This is a genomic window from Methylobacterium sp. XJLW, assembly GCF_003254375.1.
Classification (GTDB): Bacteria; Pseudomonadota; Alphaproteobacteria; order Rhizobiales; family Beijerinckiaceae; genus Methylobacterium; species Methylobacterium fujisawaense.
In genome coordinates, this window is the sequence record NZ_CP016429.1 from 89,597 (window position 1) to 107,751 (window position 18,155).

At 73.3% G+C, this 18,155-nt stretch carries 14 protein-coding genes; 4 read left to right on the top strand and 10 right to left on the bottom strand.

The window, feature by feature from the left end; all coding sequences use genetic code 11:
* Nucleotides 1–90 precede the first annotated feature (90 nt).
* From A3862_RS00395 to A3862_RS00425, 7 genes are all read right to left on the bottom strand, one after another.
* Entirely contained in the window at nt 91–1,497 is a 1,407-nt protein-coding gene (locus tag A3862_RS00395) for a hypothetical protein (protein ID WP_111473126.1), read from the bottom strand.
* Between the two features lie 503 nt (nt 1,498–2,000).
* Complete coding sequence (locus tag A3862_RS00400; protein WP_236961630.1) at nt 2,001–2,876, bottom strand: 3'-5' exonuclease; 876 nt, start codon at nt 2,874–2,876, stop codon at nt 2,001–2,003.
* 68 nt (nt 2,877–2,944) lie between these two features.
* Nucleotides 2,945–3,925 carry a hypothetical protein gene (locus A3862_RS00405; RefSeq protein ID WP_050735129.1) on the bottom strand — a complete coding sequence of 327 codons (981 nt, stop codon included), beginning with the start codon at nt 3,923–3,925 and terminating at the stop codon, nt 2,945–2,947.
* Nucleotides 3,922–5,865, bottom strand: coding sequence for an AAA family ATPase (locus A3862_RS00410; protein ID WP_050735128.1), 1,944 nt, complete (start codon nt 5,863–5,865; stop codon nt 3,922–3,924). The genes A3862_RS00405 and A3862_RS00410 overlap by 4 nt, the downstream gene beginning before the upstream one ends.
* An 84-nt stretch (nt 5,866–5,949) precedes the next feature.
* Nucleotides 5,950–6,741: a metallophosphoesterase gene (locus A3862_RS00415; RefSeq protein ID WP_050735127.1), complete on the bottom strand. Its 792-nt coding sequence runs from the start codon at nt 6,739–6,741 to the stop codon at nt 5,950–5,952.
* A 54-nt stretch (nt 6,742–6,795) separates the two neighbouring features.
* Nucleotides 6,796–7,227 carry a hypothetical protein gene (locus tag A3862_RS00420; protein WP_050735126.1) on the bottom strand — a complete coding sequence of 144 codons (432 nt, stop codon included), beginning with the start codon at nt 7,225–7,227 and terminating at the stop codon, nt 6,796–6,798.
* A gap of 89 nt (nt 7,228–7,316) precedes the next feature.
* On the bottom strand, nt 7,317–8,345 hold the full coding sequence (locus A3862_RS00425) for a hypothetical protein (RefSeq protein WP_007565570.1): 1,029 nt from the start codon (nt 8,343–8,345) through the stop codon (nt 7,317–7,319).
* A gap of 758 nt (nt 8,346–9,103) precedes the next feature.
* On the opposite strand from A3862_RS00425, the gene A3862_RS00430 reads away from it, so the two are divergent.
* The 4 genes from A3862_RS00430 to A3862_RS00445 all read left to right on the top strand — a co-directional run bounded on the left by A3862_RS00430 (nt 9,104) and on the right by A3862_RS00445 (nt 12,692).
* A complete protein-coding gene (locus A3862_RS00430; protein ID WP_050735125.1) occupies nt 9,104–9,889 on the top strand; it encodes a hypothetical protein in 786 nt (261 codons plus the stop codon).
* 17 nt (nt 9,890–9,906) lie between these two features.
* On the top strand, nt 9,907–10,239 hold the full coding sequence (locus A3862_RS30945; protein WP_050735124.1) for a hypothetical protein: 333 nt from the start codon (nt 9,907–9,909) through the stop codon (nt 10,237–10,239).
* A gap of 627 nt (nt 10,240–10,866) precedes the next feature.
* The gene (locus tag A3862_RS00440) at nt 10,867–11,181 is read left to right on the top strand and encodes an ArsR/SmtB family transcription factor (protein WP_050735123.1); all 315 of its coding nucleotides are present in this window, start codon (nt 10,867–10,869) and stop codon (nt 11,179–11,181) included.
* 188 nt (nt 11,182–11,369) lie between these two features.
* On the top strand, nt 11,370–12,692 hold the full coding sequence (locus A3862_RS00445; RefSeq protein ID WP_050735159.1) for a hypothetical protein: 1,323 nt from the start codon (nt 11,370–11,372) through the stop codon (nt 12,690–12,692).
* Nucleotides 12,693–13,156: 464 nt separating this feature from the next.
* Here the strand turns inward: A3862_RS00445 and A3862_RS00455 are convergent, their stop codons facing one another.
* The 3 genes from A3862_RS00455 to A3862_RS00465 all read right to left on the bottom strand — a co-directional run bounded on the left by A3862_RS00455 (nt 13,157) and on the right by A3862_RS00465 (nt 18,097).
* Nucleotides 13,157–14,275, bottom strand: coding sequence for a DNA-binding protein (locus tag A3862_RS00455; protein WP_050735158.1), 1,119 nt, complete (start codon nt 14,273–14,275; stop codon nt 13,157–13,159).
* A 637-nt stretch (nt 14,276–14,912) separates the two neighbouring features.
* Nucleotides 14,913–15,647, bottom strand: a complete 735-nt coding sequence (locus tag A3862_RS00460; protein WP_050735121.1) for a DUF4396 domain-containing protein — start codon at nt 15,645–15,647, stop codon at nt 14,913–14,915.
* Between the two features lie 8 nt (nt 15,648–15,655).
* Nucleotides 15,656–18,097 carry a heavy metal translocating P-type ATPase gene (locus tag A3862_RS00465; protein WP_050735120.1) on the bottom strand — a complete coding sequence of 814 codons (2,442 nt, stop codon included), beginning with the start codon at nt 18,095–18,097 and terminating at the stop codon, nt 15,656–15,658.
* Nucleotides 18,098–18,155 lie beyond the last annotated feature (58 nt).

An 18,155-nucleotide genomic window follows, 5' to 3' on the forward strand; every position in this document is an offset into this window, starting at 1 on the left:
GGGTAGCGCGACCCTCGCATTGGCCGAGCGGCATTGCCGTCGACAGGGCCCCCGATCCGGCCGGCGACCCGGCCGTCCCGGACCTGGTCGTCACGGGCCTGGCCGACCGGTGGGTTGGGCCGGGGCGCGGATCAGGCACCGACCGGCCGGCCCGTCGTGCCACTCGAAGCCGATCTCGACCAGGCCGGACGCCAGCACGAGGTCGCGGACCGGGTCGAACCTCACGGCGCTTCCCTCCTCGTCGGCGGTGCGGACAAGCTCCTCCAGCAACCCGGCATCCTGCGTCCGAACCGCCTCAGGAGCGACCTGGAGCTCGCCGGTCCCGTTGACATGCATGGGGAGGAGTGATGCGCCGTCCAGCCGCGAGAGGCGACGCATCGCGCGATGTGCGGGCGTGTTGAGCTCGTCGGGGATGGACGCATCGAGGAGCGCATCGGCGTCTTCGGGCGCGAGCGTCGTCGGCGCGCCGTCCGACGAGACGACCGCGGATGATTGCTCGAACCGCCCGGCGGCGACGTCGAAGCGGACCGCCAGGAGCAGCCTGACGCCGGCGCGGGACAGGGCGAGGTCCAGCCGGCCTCCGTGTCTCTCGCCCCGGGCATAGCGGGCGTCCCCGATCTCCAGGCCGGCATGCCGGCGCAGCAGTCGTACTGCGGCCGGCGCGAGCGCCTCGTCGATCAGGTCGCGGGAGAGCGCGCCGGCGAGGCTCCGGCGCCATTGCGGACCGCCCCAGTCCGATGTCCGTGTGCCGCGCGCGGGCGGCGCGAGGAGCGCGGCGGCCGTCCAGCGCAGCGCGGGGACGTCGGCCGCGGCCGCGGGGCCGCGGTGAACCAGGTCGGCCAGGTCGCCGATCAAGGATGGAAGGCCCGGCGACAGCGCCGCCTTGAGCCGGCGCTGGACCAGTGCGGCGGCGTCGGCGAGGGCCGACGAACCGGGTCCGGATGCGGGGCGGCCCGTTCGTGTGGCGCCCGGCGCGAGGCCTTCGAGATCGGCGAGGGCCTGTAGGATGAGCGGCAGCATCCGCAGGTACTCGAAGGCCCGCCCGAGGTGCGCCCGCGTGCCGTCGGCATCCTCGGGGACCCAACGGGCGATCCGTTCCAGGGCGGCCAGCACCTCGGCGTGGGCCCTCAGGGCGAAATCCTTCGGGATCGCGTCGAGCACGGCGCGGTCGGCCGGATGGCGCGACCGGGCTAGGGGGGCGACGATGCCGTCCATCCAGGCCTGCCTGACGTGTTTGCGGATGGCGCTCTGCAGCCCGGGGATCTTGGAGACCTGGAGACCGCCCCCGGAAAGCGCCGCATGCAGGGTGCCCATGGCCGTGTCGACGATGGGCCGCGTGTCGGGATGGGCAAGGGCGGAGATGGCCTGCCGCGCCCGCGCGAGTTCGTGCACGTCCGCCCGCATCGGGCGGACGTCGGCGGGGGAAAGCGGGAAGTCGGGGTCGGGATGCATGGCCGGACGGTGCCCCAGGCGCGCGGGCGTCCGGTCGAGGCGCACGGCACGGCCTCGCACCGGGATTGTGCGCGGAGGCCGGGCCGGGTCGGTCCTGTCCTTGGACGGCGCCCGGGAATCGGGCGCACAGCCCATTGTGCGAGGCGCGCGGCAAGGCACAAACGCCCTCCCCGACCCTGCCGGGACGTGCCGCCGCGCCGCCGTCGGCCGCGACGTTCCCGACGGCAAGCCCGGTGAAGTTCCGCTCGCGCGTTCCGCCATGTCCCGCCTCGACATCCAGGGGTTCTCGGGGACCGGGCCGCCTCAGGCGGCCCGGCGCGAATGCACGGGGCGCCGGACCGCGGCGCGCCGCTTCGGCATCCGTCGCACGACGGCGCTCGCGGTGGGCGTCACCGGTCCGGGCGCGGGCGCCGCCGGCCGGTCCGTTGTGCCGGCGACGCCGCGCGGCCCGGGCCCGAGACGCGGCGATTCGGACCGGGGCCCCGAGCCCGATCCGGGTGCCGCGCCCCGCGCCCTCGGGAGACGGGGCCGGGACCCGAGGGCGAGGGTCATCCGCCCCGGCGGTCCCTGTCGACGACGAACGCCGGCCGCGTGTCGGACAGGCGTCGCCAGGCGTCGAGGTAGGCGCCGAGATGCGGTCTGCGGGTCCGCTCCAGCTCCAGGTAATCCTGGAGGCCCGCGATCGCCCTGTCGTGGGCCGCGGCGTCGGTCCGCCCGGCGAGATACGCATGGCGGACGTAGATGCCGAAGGTCGTCATCGTGTCGGTCTCGCAATACGCCCGGACGCGCTCGATCTGTCCGGCTGCGACCATGTCGGCCACCAGCGACCCGTGCTCGCCGAGTTTGCCCGGCATGCCGACCAGCGCGGCGGCCTCCTCCAGGGTGAGCCGGCTGGCGCACCCGAACCCGGACATCTCGTCCATGACGTCGACGTGGGCGCCGCCGTACCGGTTGCCGTAGCTTGACCAGCGCGTGCCGCGCCGGAACCAGGCTTCCGCCGAGATGCCGTGGAGCATCGTGCGGTGGAGCAGCGTCGGCATGTCGAAGCCGCGGCCGTTCCAGGTGACGAGCCGGAACCTGCCGGAGGCGAAATGCCGCCAGAAGCCGCGCAGGATGCGGGCCTCGTCCCAGCCCGCCTCGCCGCCGCTCCTGCAGGCGGTGACCCGATATTCCTCCAGTCCCGTATCGCCGTCGCGCAGGATCTCCGCCTGCACGAAGCTGACGGCGACCACGGCGTGCCACGCGCATTTCGGAAACCTGTCCCTGGCCCACACCTCGGGCGGCGGCATCAGGGTTTCGTCCGGCACGGTCTCGATATCGACGACGAGGAGCGCGTCCGCATCGACGCCGGTTTCCGCCGCCGGCCGACGGTCGTGGCGGACGGCGGAGCGCGCGCCGGCCGCGGGTGCGCTCGCGTCGGACATGGAGGGGAGCCGAAGCCGGGGCGACGGGGAGCGGGTCTGGTGCATGGGGCGGTTCTCCGGGGCGGCTGTCAGACCAGGATCGTGCGGCTGGCGTCGAACCCGTTCGTCGGGTCGTCCGGGTCGTAGGGGTTGCTCACGACGCGCGTGCGCCCGAGCCGCAGGTCGCAGGCCTGCGGCACGTTCCCGTGGATCCAGACGGCCGGGGCGCCCCACCCCTCCATCACGGGGTCCAGGGCGGAGGCGTGCCAGCAGACCCGCCACGGGTCGAGCACGGGCCTCGCCAGGGCTGGCGGCAGGCAGGACCGGGACGGGGCGAAGGCGGTGACGACCGCGGCGCGGTCGCCCGGGCCGATGTCACGCAGGACCGGGTTCGGCATATGGCCATACAGGCCGGCACCGACGGCGACGGCGTTGAGCCCATCCTCGATGAACGCCCGCGAGCGTGCATGCGCGCCGGCCGCGTCGTGCGGGAAGAAGGGCACCCCGGGTGCGCTCGCCGCCTTGTCAGACACCGTCCAGCGGCTGCGGGCGTGCGCGCGGGCGGTCCGGGCGTTCTCGACGCCGTCCAGGGCGAAGTCGGTCCAGAGCGTCGCCCCCAGGATGATCAGGCCGGGCCGGAGCGGATCGCCGAGGCGAACGGCGCCGTCGTGGAGCACGGTGATGCCCAGCGCCGCCCCAAGCGGCACGGCCTCGGCGAGCGCCTCGCCCACGGGTTCGCCGTCGAGGTACTCCGCCGGTCCCGGGACGAGGACGACCGGCCGCCGACCCTGGCGGCCGCCGAGCGCGTCCGCAAGCCAGCGCACGGACCGGCACAGGCCGGGCGCGATCCCGCCCGGGACGAGCAAGGCGTCGAAGTCCGGCAGCGGGTCCGGCAGCACGTGCGGCGCCCGGTCAATCCTCAGGTCGGACAGGGTCCATAGACGGAACGGGACGGGCTTCGGCGGGGCGGACCGCGCCCCGGGGGCGGCCGGCACGGCGGACGGGCCTTCCGTCGGTGCCGGTGCATGCACCTCGGCCCGGGCCACCGGATCGGGAACGTGGAGCGTCACGGCTGTCCTCCGTCCTGCGCGGCGCGGTGTTGGTCCGCCTCGGCGATCAGCGCCCGGAGCGCGTCGCCCGAGACCAGGCGCCGCGCGATCAGCAGCTCGGCGACGGCCGCCACGGCGGTGCGGTTCGCCTCCATGACGGCCAAGGCCTCGCCGCTCAGCCGGTCGAGGTCGCGCTCGACCGCCCCGAGAAGGGTGGGGTCGAGCGACAGCGCGACCGCCACTTCGTGGGGGGCGCCGCGATACGCCAACCGGTCGCCGAGGCCGAGCGAGGCGTGGTTGCCGGCGAGCAGGGTCGTCACGCGCGCGAGGTCCGAGCGGCTATCGCCGCCCGCCCCGGCGCTCGGCTCCCCGAGGAACAGGATCTCGGCGGCCCGTCCGCACAGGAGCGCGACCGCGAGGCCCTCGATCTCCGCGCGGGTCGGGGACTGGCCGAGGCGGGTCGCCACGGAGGTCGCGCCGAGCGAATCCCGGCGCGGGACCAGGTCGACCTGGGCGACGCGGGCGCCGATCCGCTCGAACGCCACGGCGTGCCCCGCCTCGTGGTACGCGCTCCGACGTCGGTCCGCCGGGCTCCCTTGATCCGGCGGCGCGACGCGGCCGAGCAGGTCCTCCGGGCGCATCGGCCGTCCGGCGGCGCGCGCGGCGGCACGGGCCTCGGACACCCACCCGGCGACCTGGGCGCCGCTGGCGCCGAGCGCAAGCGCGCCGAGCGGCGCGAGGTCCATGTCGGGCACCTCGCCGTCGTCGAGGTGTTGCCGGAAGATGACCGCCAGGTCGGCGGCCGAGGGCGGCTTGATCTCGATCACCCGGCCCAGCCGTCCGGGCCTGATCAAGGCGGGATCGAGCCTATCGCCGTGGTTCGTCGCCGCGATGATGCACACCTCGGGGGCGCCGGGCGCGTTGAGCGCATCGAAACCGAGCAAAATGCTCGTGCACAAGGGGGTCCACCACTCGCGTGCGTGGTTGTCCATCGTGGCCCTATTAGGAATACTGTCAGCTTCATCTAGGAATAAAATACTCGGCGCCAGAGCGCACGCGTGCGTGTACGCGGCATCCCATGCGCGGAGCACGCCACCCAGATGTCCGTCGGATCCGGTGAACCAGGCGCCGACCGAGGTCGCGACCAGCGGCAGGCCCGCGGCCTTCGCGAGCGAGCGGACGAAAGATGATTTTCCTAGTCCCGGGGCGGAGCTGAGGGCGACGTGCCTGTCGAGCCGCTGGAACGCGGGCGCGCCGCCGGAGGCGCGCCAGGTCGCGATCTCGTCGATGAGGCGCGTGCCCCAGGCGTGGGCATCGCCGAAGCCGACCAGGGTCGCGAAATCGGGCGCCGACCCGACGGCGGGATCCGCGGTGGCCTTCGAGCGCGCCGCCGCGGCGAGGCGCGCGACGCAGGCCCGCGCCGTCGTCCCGCGCACCGCGGCGGCGATCTCGAAGAAGTCCAGCCCGCGCGCGATCCCGGGCGGCAGGGTCGGACGCCGCCCCGTGGCGGCCCGGACGACCCGCGCGATCACGGCGTCGGTCGCGCCCGGGAGCCGCACGTGCAGGTCCGCCGCGGCGACGAGGGCCGAAGGCAGGTAGCGCGCGGGCGATTGCGAGACGCCGAGCACCCGGTCGCCGCGGGCGAGCCGGTCCGCCACCCGGTCGTTTCCGCGGTCCGCACGGTCCTCGCTTCTCGAAGCGCCGGTGCGCGCCGCCACGTAACCCCACGCCGCCAGGCGCCCGCACGCCTCGCGGACCGGCTCGACCCAGTCTGCGGCCGGAACCTGGACGACGAGGGCGAAGGCGGGGTCGGCGGCGATGCGGCGGCGCTGGGCGGGCGAGAGCGCCGCTTCGAGCGCGAAGGCCGCGAGCGTCTCGGTCGCGGGACGGCGCTCGTCGGCGGCGACGTCCCCGGTCTCCGCCTCGTTCAGGTCGTCGCGCAGGAATGTCAGGTGGGGCATGGTCGCCTTGCTCCGAGGGTGGGTCGAGGTCCGGGGCCGGGTTACGGCGGGACCGGGTCGCGGCACGCATCCGCCGGCGACGGCCTACGACGGCACCTCGACGACGCAGGCCGGGTCGAAGGCGGGGTTCTCGCCGTCGTAGCCGAGGGGGTTGCACAGGATCCGGGTCGGACCGATCCGGTGGTCGCGGCGGGCGTGGACGTGGCCGTGAAGCCAGAGGTCCGGGCGGCCGGCGGCGATGAGGCTGCCGAGGTCGCTCGCGAAGGCCGGGTTCAGCACGCTGCCGGCGAAGCCCGGGTCGAGCGAGGCACGGGCGGGGGCGTGGTGCGTGACCACGACGTGCGGTCGCGCCCGCGTGCCCGGCGGGTCGACCTCCAGCAGCGCGCGCTCCAGGAAGGCGCGGCTGGCGGCGTGCAGGGCCGCCGCGTCCCCCGGCCGGAATGTGCGCCAGCCCGGGTTGCGGGTCGTCGCGATGCAACGGTGATCGTTGAGGCCGGCCTGCGCGGCCGCCATGGCCCGCCGGCGGTTGCCCGCGCCGTCGATGCCGTAGTCGGTCCAGAGCGTGCCGCCGGAGAAGGCGACGCCGCCGATCTCGACGGTGTCGTCGTCGAGCAGGGTTACGCCGTGCCGTTCCGCGGCCCGGCGTCCGAGCGCGCGCTCCTCGTCAACGGCCGAGCCGTAGAATTCATGGTTTCCCGGCACGACTACGACCGGCATGATCGGTCGGATGGCCTGGCCCAGCCAGAGGATGGTGTCCGCCAGACCCTGGCCGACGTCGCCCGCGACGACGGCGACGTCGGCTTCGGGGATGTGCCCGGGCGTCCACGGCGCCCCCGACAGGTCGCGATGCAAGTCGCTGAAGATCCAGATCCGCACGTGATCGACTCCGGGGTTCTCGGGAACTTCTCGCTCTTCGGGATGCGGCGGCGGTCACCGCCGAGGCGGGGGGCGGCGCCCGGCCCGCCGCCTTCCGGGTCGGCCCGGACGCCCGCCGCGCACGTCCGGCGGTAGGCCGGCGAGGACGTGGGCGAGGACGGTGCGGGCCGCCGCATCGCCCCGCCAGGCGGCGACGAGCACCGTCGAGAGCGCGAGGTCCACGACGGCGGGGTCCGGTTCGGCGCGCCGCGTGAGGTCGAGCGTGACGGCGATGGCGGCCGCGGCCTCACCCCTCCGGGCCGCGGGCCAGGACCGATGATGCAGGCAGACGCCGCCGGCGAGGGCTCGGCGGACCTCCCGGATCGCGGAGGCCTCGATGTCCGGAAGCCGTGCCGTGCGCCAGAGCGCGAGCGGATGGCTTCCCGCGGGCGGCTCGCGGCGCGGGAGGGTCCGGTCGCGGGGATGGGAATCGTCGCTCGCGCGCATGCGTCCTCCGGGCTCGTGACGGGCAAGACGGACCCGCTCCCGCGCGCCGAGGCGCGCGGGCGGGGTTCGTTCGGACGGGATGGCGGTGGCTAGTGCCGGTCGAGGCGCTCGGCGCCCGTGTCGGGTTGGCCCAGGACGAAGTACCTCGACAGGGTGCGCGCCCAGCGCCGGCCATCGGAGGCGTACAGATCGCTGGTGGTGATGCGGCGGCCGTCGGGGAAGTTCGGATGCCCGTGGACCTCGCCGGTGAGCACCCTCACGGACCGGGTGGAGGCCCGCCACCGCTCAAGGCGCGGGGCGCCGTGCAGGTCCTCCCGCGTCGGCTTGACCTGGTCGCGGATCCCCTGGAGCTCGTCGGCGAGGTCGCGCAGCCGGTCGCCGGCCTCGCGCTCGTCCGGCGCCCGAGCCTGTTCGACGTCGACACCGAGGTTCGCGGCGAACGCGGCGGGGTCGACCTCGGCGGCGTGCGGGTTCGCGGCGGCGGCGCGCAGGGCGGCGAGCAGCGTGACGGAGGCCCCGAGGCTGCGGCTCGTGCGATCCCCTTCGGCGATGCGCTGTGCCTCCCCGCGGCCGAACGCCGGCACGACCGTCGGCAGGGTCCGGACACGGCCTCGACCCGGCACGAGCGCCTCGTGCCCACGCATGACGCGGCCGAACGCGTCGGCAGCGGCGGCTCCGCCGCTGCGCCCGCACCCGAGGAGCCAGGGCGGCGAGACCACGTCCAGACCGAAATCCTCCGACGGGTTCATGCCCGCGAGCGCCGACGCCGCGGCATGCTCCTCGAAGGGGGTCGGGCCCACCGGCAGCACCGGCGCGTCGATGCGCGCCCTCAGCCCGAGGTTCCCCAGGCACGCCGCCGGCAGGTCGAGGACGAGATCGTCGTCCCGCCCCACGGCCTCGGCCGCGATCTCTCCCGCCTCCCGTGCGTCGCGCGCCTCGCGCTCGCTGACGGTGAGGCCCTCCTCCGTGACCGTCCGGCCCGGCAACGGGGCCTCCTCGGGGAACCTGACGCGCAGGAGCGTGACGGGGCGGCCGAGAACGCCATAGGCGTCGGCGAGGAGGAGCGCGGCGTAGGCGGCATGGGTCCGGCCAGCGGAACCGAAGAAGGCAGAGATCAAGGGCAATCTCCATGACGGAATCCGGACGCCGGCGCGCCCGGTGGAATGGCCACCGGGCGCGCGACGTCGGACACGTTGTGATTGATCCGTGAATCTTAAGGCAAAAGAGCGGAAATGAACAGCATAATCTGACTATTATCAAGAGCCATATTTTCGGGATGGTTAACGGCGTCGTGGCATATAGTCTTGGGCGCTTCGGATTACTTACGCATACGCGCGAGGTGGACCGGCGTGACGGTGCCGGAGGTACGCTTCCTGCGACCGGCACGGGGCCCCGTGTGACACGTCCGGACCGCGCCCGGCGACCCGAGCGGCGACCTGCGGTCGAAGCCGGCCGGTGCTTGGATCCCCACGCCCCATGCCGTCGTCGCGCAGATGACCCGCTGCGCCCCTGAGAGCCGGGCTTGACCGACCGCCGTGACCGCCGGTTCGGCGCGACGGTCGCCCGGTCAGCACCGATGCCGGGACGAGCCGGCGGCCGGGTCGCAAGGGGGGACCACGCCTCAGGCAGTTCAGGAATTGACGGGTGCGGATCTCGCGGGCGCTGACGGACGCGACAAGGGGCCGTGCCCGCGGCCCGGCCCCGAGGAGGGCGGGACGCCGACGGCGGTCGGCACGAGCGCGGGACCGCGCGACGCGCGATAGACAGTGCGCCGGGAGCGACCAGGGATCCGATAACCAGTAATTTCTGTATTTCTAGACTTATAGAAATACAGATGGCAAGATTCCCTCGATGCATCGGCCCAAAGGAGGACGCCGTGATCGCGACCATCCATTCCAACGACCGCACCGGCCTCCTGGCCGCAGCGTTGGTGGCCGGCGGCCTGACCGCCGCCGGCTCCCGTCCCACCGTCGTCGCCGTCGGCGCCAACGGCGCCCAGGCCTGTGGCCTGGCACGCCTCTCGGGTTCGTTCGACCTGCTCCGCCCCGATCCCGGCGACGCGGCGGCCGTCCTGTCGGGACTGGCGGCACGGTCGGAAGGCGACGTGATCGCCGTCCTGCCGACGGACCTGCTTCGCGAGGGCGGTCCGGGCGAACCCGGGCACCTTCGCGTCGTGGCCACGGCGTGCCGGCTGACCGCGGCCCAGGCCCTGCACGCGACCGCGTCGGGGGCGTGGCACCTTCGCTGCGACAGCGGGCTCGGCCAGCCGGCCTGGCGGATCGCCCCGCGCGTCCTGCCCCTCCGGCTGCCGAGGCTCTCGCCGCTGGAACAGATGCGGCTGCTCGCGGGAGATCTCGGCGGCGGCATGCGGTACGCGGCGGTCGCGCTCGCCGCCACCCTCCTCGCCGTCTCGGCGGATCCGGACGCCGAGCGCTTCGAGGCGGGTGACCTGGCCGCGCTCATGTCGCCGCTTTCCCCGGCCCGGGACCGTGCCCTGCACGAGCGGCTCCTCGACTGCGCTGCCGCCCTGGCCGACCCGGTTCTCCGAGACGCCCCCGTCGGCACCGCCGAGGCCGCGGGCGACCGAATCCGCAAAGCCCGCCCGACGCCGGTGGCGACCGCTCGCCTCCGCGCAACGCAACCCGCCCGCCTTCGCGCCTGACGGAAAGGACCAGAGCGATGATCAACCGCACGAAACCGAACCGCCTCTCGCCAGCGCCCCGGCCGCGCGTCGCCTCGCCCGGGACCGCTCGTCCCGGTCGCTCCGGAAGCGCCCGCCGGGCGCGCGCCGGGGCGGGCTTCTCCCGCGCCCGGATCGGACAGGGCGACCTCTCCCGCGACCGGGCGCCGACGGCGCCCCCGCACCGGGACGCGAACCCCTACGAGGCGTTCTACGCCTTGTCGGCGGACGGTGTCGGCCTGCTCGACCCCGGTTTCGACGACTGGGACTTGGACCCGTGCGTCCTCGTCGGGCTGTCGCCGTACCGCGGCGACGAGCCGGACGACGCGTGACCGCTTCCCGGGGCCCCACGGCGAGGGCGCCCGGGGGATGCGAGCCGGCACGGACCGGCTTCCGCGTCGCAGCGGGAGCCGGCGCACGGCGAAGGACCGGCTTTCGGAGCCTCAGAAATCGTCTCGGACGCGGCGTCTCGGCGAACGCGTAGCGGGTATCGTTATGCGTGACGCGTTACGGGCGTCGACCCTTCGGCTTGATCGGGAAGCCGGGACACGGGGTTGTGGCATGGTCGGGGAGCGGTCGGTCGAGCCGCCCAGGTTGTCTCCGGGAGGGACGAGGCGACGCCGCATCGAGGATGCCGCGCCGCGGCCGGACGCCCCGGCAGGCGGAGGCACCGGAGGTGGTTCGGGTCCGCCGGGCGTGCCGGAGGATGGAGCCGGTCACCGTTGTCACGCGCCTCGCGACCGGTCTCGGCGCCGGTGCCGATGCATCCGCTGCCCCACGGCACCGCGCCGCGCTGATGGGGCGGGACTGGCGAGCGTGCAGGGACGCAGCGGCCGGTCACGAGGGAGCGGAACCTCCGTGCGTCGGCGCGCGCGGTCGGACGCCCATGCCGCGGCCATAGTTCTAGATATACAGAAATAAGGGTTGCGCACCCCGTGCCGCGTCTCCATGGTGCTTCCATGGAGCTCGAACTCGCGGCACGACAGTTGGAGGCCCTCGGCAATCTGACCCGCCTGAGGGTGTACCGTACGCTCGCGCGGGCGGGCCGAGACGGCCTGCCGGTCGGTGCCCTCCAGCGGCGCGTCGATGTCCCGGCCTCGACGCTCTCCCATCATCTCCACCGTCTGATCCAGACCGGTCTGGTCGCCCAGGAACGCCAAGCCACGACACTGGTCTGCCGGGCGGTCGATCCGGCGATGAACGCCCTGATCGGCTTCCTCGATGAGGGTGGGCATCGGGAGCGGTCGGCCGGTCCCGCGTCGATGTCGGCCTGATCGACCGTTGTCCGCGACCGGGCATGCAACCTTCGCTCGACCGGCGCCGTTCCGACCGCCGCGACCCGTCCGGGCCCGCGCGGCCTTGCCCGGCGGAGGCGCGCCGCTGAGACTTGCCGACGACAGCGCCGATCGGGGCGGCGATGGTATGCTCCGGCCCGAATCCGGATTTTGGGAATGCCGCGCCGATGCGCCTGACGGAAGAGACCGGGACGGATCACCGCCCCTCGGACGAGGCCTGGATCGGCAACCTGATCCGGCATTGGCGCGAGGACCCCGGCGCCTCCTATCGGACCTGGTTCCTGTGGGAGGAGCGCATCAAGAACTTCCGCTCGATCCGGCGCGGCCTCCAGGCGGTGATAGACGAGATCCGGGCCGACGCGTTCGGCAACGCCTATCGCGGCTCGTCCTTGGAAACGGTGGTCCACTCCATCGCGGAGCAGCGCCAGGTCTTCAAGGGCGCCGACCACGCATTCCTCTGGAAGCCTAAGCTGCGCATCCCCGACATCTACGAAGACCGCGCCAACCAGGTTGCGTTCGGCCGGTTCCTCGACGCCTGCCTGTGCTGCAGTGCAGAGGACGGGGTGCTGGCCGCCATCCACGGCCTCGACCGGCAACGCATCAAGGGGCTGGGTCCGGCCGCGGCGAACCTGCTGTACTTCCTGCACCCCACACTTGTGCCCCCGTTCAACACGGCCATCGTGAAGGGCTACAACGCCATCGCCGGCGCCAATGTGAAGCTCGGCAAGTGGGACGAGTACCTCGCCATGCGCCGGGGCATCGTCGCCCTCAACGCCGCCCATCGCGGCCTGCTCTCCAACGATTACGGCGCCATCGCGGGCTTCCTGTTCGACGTCGGGTCCGGGCGATACCCGCTGCCGGAGCGCGACGGGGCCGCCGCGCTGGCGCGCTGGCGCGAGGATCTCGACCGAGTGCGGGCGGAGGCCGCGGCCACGGCCTCCAAGGCGGCGCTCGCCGCGCGTGAGGCGGACCACACCCACACCGAGGTCCAGGGCTGGCTGCGCGACCTCGGCCTCGCCCTCGGCTTCGACGTCTGGATCGCGTCGAACGACGGCAACCGCCCCTATGCCTCCGGCCGCCTGTCCGACGGCTGCCTCGACCGCCTGCCCGGGCGGCTGACGGCGAATGGGTCGGCCGAGATGGTCCGGCTCATCGACGTGATCTGGCTGGACAAGGCGGACGGCGACGTCGCGGCCGCCTTCGAGGTCGAGCACACGACGAGCATCTACTCGGGCATCGTGCGGATGCTCGACCTGGCGCTCGGGGTCGAGGGCGGGGCCGCGCGCAACTTCTTCCTGGTGGCGCCCGACAACCGCGAGGAGGACGTGCGCGCGCAGTTCGCCCGGCCCGCCTTCTCGCGGGTGGCCGAGCTCGACCTGCGCTACCTGCCCTACAGCGAGCTGCGCGGGCACCGGGAGACGATCGCCCGCTTCGGGAGCGGCCTGAAGGGCGTGCTCGCCATCGCTAAGCCCGTCGGGCGTCCGCGCTGACCCCGGTGACCGGCGCGACGAAGCCGGCCGGAGGGATTCGGTCGTCATTCCAGCGGCTGGCCGAGAGCGTCCGGAGGTCGCGCAACCGCATCGGCCACTATCGCGCCGTCCTCGACGAGGGACCGACCAACCACCACGCCGACGCCCTGGACCCGATCCGCTGGTGCCGTCCGACCATCGCGCGATGGGCGAGCACCGTGTCACGGGTGGCCGCCGTCGTCATCGGGCGTCCAGCCGCGGGCGCGGGTTCCGAGGGCGCCGGACCGCACGCGCGGATCCCGACGGTCACCGAAGACGTTCGCGGCGCGGCCGATGTTCCGCCGTCGGCCGGGATGCCGGTGGCCCCACGACAACGAACTCCGCCGGTGCGGCCGGACCCCGCGGCGTAGCCTTCGAGCGGGCGTCGGATAAGTCGGCTGTCGCGTCGCGGTGGCCCCGCTCGCCGCGGGCCTCGGCCGCGGGCGTCATCCGGCCCTCGCCGCCGGGGCCTCGGCCGGGCTCTCACCGTCCCAGGGAGCCTCGCCCACGAGGGCGGCGAAGCGCTCGTCCGGGAGTTCCTCGAACGGCCTCCGCTCCGCTATGCGCTGGCGCAGCTTCCACCGGAGCAGCCGGGGCGTGATCCTCTGGAAGCGCCCCGTCGCCGCGACCAACTCAGGATCCAGGCCGCCGAGGATGCCTTCCGCCGTCTGTGCCCCGCCTCTGGCGAGAAGGGCGTGGACCTCCCGCATGAACAAGCGCCAGAACGGCCGCTTTCCCATCGCCGCGACCGCCTCGGCGAGTGGCGGCTCGGGCGTCGCCGCGACGTCCGGCTCGGGCTCGGCCAGCCCGAACCGATGGCCGACGAGGGTCAGCCCGTTGCCGTCCTGCACCAGGCGCAGGAGGTGATAGCGCAGCCACGCCTCGGTGAGCGGGAAACCCGCCCGTTCGCCCTCCTGCTTGAGCCGGGTCGGGAGCGCTCTCAGGAGCGGGTGGACCGCCATGGGGCCGCGTTGGCGCACCGCCGCTTCGACCGCGTCCCGCACCTGCCCCCAGAAGTCGTTCGCCTCTCGCGCCAGCTTGAGCCCGTGCGCGGTATCGACAAACCCGGGCCCGGCGCGACCCTGCGCGAGGGAGTCCGCCTCTCCCGCGGCGGAAACGGGCGGCGCGGCCCCGCCGGCCTGAGTGCCGACGGCCCGCACCCGGTCGAGCTCGACCTGCAACGCCGCGACCCGCTCCTCCAAGAGATCGACCCGGTCCAGCGCCTCGTCGAGCAGATCCCTCGCCGCGGCCCTGCAATCCTCGGCTCCGACGAAGTCCGCCAGACCCGCCCGGGCCGCTTCGACCCGGGCCAACTCAAGCAGCTCCCGCCCGATCACCGTAAGCCGCCTCTCGAACGCCTCCGGCAGGTCCGCCCGTTCGATGGCCGGCCGGTAGTCCTCCCTGTCCTTCCACTTCCTGAGCTCGCGAGCGATGTCGCCGAACGACCCGCCGCCGAGCTCCCTCCGGACCGTGCGGACCGAGACCCGCTCCTTGGTGCCACCGGGCGGTGCCGGCCTGGCCCGTATCCGATCCGCGGCTGTCCAGACCCCGTTCTCCGTCACCATGCCCGCCATCCCAAGCCGTTACCGGTATCATCGCCGCGAGCGGTGAAGAAACGGTCGCGGTCCGCGTGGAGGCTCGGTGTGGGCGCGAGCGCGAGCCGGACCCGAAGGCGACCGGACAGATAGGCCGCGGGAGGCCTTCGGATTGAGGAACGCCCGGTCGGCGAACGCCCCCATCGTGTAACGCGTACGCATAACGTTACCCGTTATGCGTACGCCTCGGAGTCGCGTGCCAACCGCCGGCGGCAGCAGCCGCCATCCCGCCTTGAGCCGCCGGAAACCTCGCTACCACCGAAGACGTACTTCGTCGGCCTGCCTCGCCGCACTACGAAGCCATTCAGGACCGTCGCGGCCGACCAGAAGGTGATCCTGTCGGCCCGTACGCAGGGGCCTCACCGAGGTGCGGCGGCCCGCGAGATCTCGGCACGGGACGGCAGGGGCGCCCATGCTCTTATCCAAGTGCGGTTGCTGCGGGCGGACGGTTCGCACCGACGCGACGAGGTGCCCGAGCTGTCGCGCCGCAACCGGGGCGGGCATGCGCCCTTCCCCGAACGAGGCGGCATACCGGATCTGCATGCTCGCGGACGCGTGCGCCGTCCTCTTCTGGCTCCTCGTGATCCGCCGATAGGCGCGGACCGGCCTACATCCGCTCCTTGATGCCGGAGCCGACGAGCCACCAGTTCACCGGGTAGCTGGTCAGGAATCCCGCCACCATCGCGACCTGCATGGCGAACCAGAACTCGACCGAGTTCACCGGGGCGCGCTGGCCGGCCCAGTGCGGGAACAGGAAGAATTGGGCGAACGCCATGAAGCCGTACATGCCGACCTGCCAGGCGATCAGCGAGACGGTGTCCGCCTTCACGGCCGCCACCAGACCCTCGCCGGGGGATAGCCCGCGCATCGGCACGATGGCGTAATACTGGAACGCGATCCCGAGCGCGTACGCGAACACGAAATCCAGGACCCAGACCGCGTACATCTTCTCATCGAAGAGGGAGTGCCAGCCGAACCAGACGGCGACGGCCGGCACCACGAAGGCGAGCCACTCGGCGGCGACATCGCCCAGCAGGCAGCCGCTGCCGCAGTGGAGCGCACCCTTGCCGACCATCACCGGGAAGGGCATCCCCGTCGTGTTCGGCGGCTTCTCGCCCCGCTCCTTCGCGTCGTGGTGCGCCTCCATGGTCGCGAGCCGGCCGTAACTGAAATAGGCCCAGACCACGACCACCGTCCCGAACAGGGCGCTGATCGGCCAGACCACGTTCATCACGGTCATGTGCTGCGGGTGACGGATCACCTGCGCCGACAGCAGCAGCGAGCAGGCCGCCCCGAGCAGCAGCGCGGCGATCGAGATGGCATGGAGCCAGGTCGGGAACATGCGCGCTCCTAGCGGGCCGAGGAAGGGTCGAGGTTGGCCGCCCGCAGGCGCAGGGCATTGCCAATGACGCTCACCGAGGAGAGCGCCATGGCGGCCGCGGCGATGACCGGCGAGAGCAGGATGCCGAGGAACGGGTAGAGGATGCCCGCCGCCACGGGCACGCCCGCGGCGTTGTAGATGAAGGCGAAGAACAGGTTCTGGCGGATGTTGCCCATCACCGCCCGCGACAGCCGCCGTGCCCGCACGATGCCGAGGAGATCGCCCTTCAGCAGGGTCAACCCGGCGCTCTCGATGGCGACGTCCGTCCCGGTGCCCATGGCGATGCCGACATCCGCCGCCGCGAGCGCCGGGGCGTCGTTCACGCCGTCGCCGGCCATCGCGACCACCTGCCCGGCCGCCTTGTGGCGCTCGACCACCGCAGCCTTCTGGTCGGGCAACACCTCCGCCTCGACCTCTTCGATGCCGAGCCGGCGTGCCACCGCCTCGGCGGTGGTGCGGTTGTCACCGGTCAGCATCACCACCCGGATGCCCTCGGCCCGAAGCGCCGCCAGCGCCTCGGCCGTCGTGGCCTTGACCGGGTCGGCGATGGCGATGACGCCGGCCACCCGGCCATCGACGCCGGCGAAGATCGCCGTCGCGCCGTCACGCCGGAGTTCGTCGGCTTCGGTCGCATGGGTCGATACGTCGACCCCTTGCTCCTGCAGGAAGGCGGCGTTGCCCAGCGCCACGCGGCGGCCCTCAACGGTGCCGAGCGCGCCCTTCCCGGTCGGGCTGTCGAAATCCGCGACGGGGCCGGTCGCGATCCCGCGCTTCCCGGCGGCCGCCACGATGGCCAGGGCGAGCGGGTGCTCGCTCGCCCGCTCGACGCTCGCCGCGAGGCGCAGGAGCGTGTCCTCGTCGAACCCGGCCGCCGCCACGACCCGCGTCACGGCCGGCTTGCCTTCGGTCAGGGTGCCGGTCTTGTCGACCACAAGAGTCGTGACCCGCTCCATCCGCTCCAGTGCCTCCGCATTCTTGACGAGCACCCCGGCCCCGGCGCCGCGACCGACGCCGACCATGATCGACATCGGCGTCGCGAGACCGAGCGCGCACGGGCAGGCGATGATCAGCACCGCCACCGCGGCGAGGAGCGCGAAGGTGAAGCGCGGCTCCGGCCCGAACGCCATCCAGGCGGCGAAGGCCAGCGCCGCCACGCCAATGACCGCCGGCACGAACCAGCCCGCGACTTGATCGGCGAGGCGCTGGATCGGGGCCCGCGAACGCTGCGCCTCGGCCACCATCTGGACGATGCGCGCCAGCATGGTGTCGCGCCCGACCCTGGTCGCCTCGACCACGAGCGAGCCGGACTGGTTGAGGCTGCCGCCGATCACCGCGCCGCCGACCTCCTTGGTGACGGGCATCGATTCCCCCGTCACGAGGCTCTCGTCGACGGCGCTGCGGCCCTCCACCACCGCGCCGTCGACCGGGACCTTCTCGCCGGGGCGCACGCGCAGCCGGTCGCCGATGGCGATGGCATCGAGCTGCACCTCCTCGTCCTCGCCGTCGGGCCGGATGCGGCGGGCGGTTTTCGGCGCGAGGTCGAGGAGCGCCCGCAGCGCGCCGCCGGTGCTCTCGCGGGCGCGAAGCTCCAGGACCTGTCCGAGCAGCACGAGCACGGTGATCACCGCCGCCGCCTCGAAGTAGGCCGGCACCGCCCCGCCGTGCCCGCGTAGCGCTTCCGGGAACAGCCCCGGGGCAAGGGTCGCCACCACGCTGTAGAGGTAGGCCGTGCCCGTCCCGAGGGCGACCAGGGTGAACATGTTCAGGTTCCGAGACAGGACGGAGTGCCAGGCCCGAACGAAGAAGGGCCAGCCGGCCCAGAGCACCACCGGGGTGGCGAGCGCGAACTGGATCCAATTCGAGGTCTGCTGCCCGAGCCGTTCGGTCAGGCCGAAGAGGTGCCCGCCCATCTCCAGCACGAACACCGGCAGGGTCAGGACCAGCCCGACCCGGAACCGGCGGGTCATATCGACGAGCTCCTCGCTGGGGCCGTCGTCGGCGCCGACCATCGCCGGCTCAAGCCCCATGCCGCAGATCGGGCATGCCCCGGGGCCGACCTGCCTGATCTCCGGGTGCATCGGACAGGTGTAGATCGAGCCTTCCGGCACCGGGTCGGACTTGGCTGCGGACTGGCCGGGGTCGAGGTAGCGGACCGGCTCGGCCACGAACTTCGTCCGGCAGCCGTTCGAGCAGAAGTAGTAGGGATGCCCGTCGTGCTCGGCCCGGTGCTCGGTCGCGTGCGGGTCGACCATCATCCCGCAGACCGGGTCCTTCACGCGGGACGCACCCGCGTCATCCGCGGCCATGCCGGCATGGTCGTGCGCATGGGAAGCGACGGAGTGGTCATGCCCGTGTCCTTCGGAGCAGGCGCGGGCCGCCGGGGCGAGATGCGTTTTCGACGAATTGCTCATGACCGGTCCCTCCGCGCGACTTCGATCTCCGCGGCCCGCGAGAGCGGACGCGATTTGG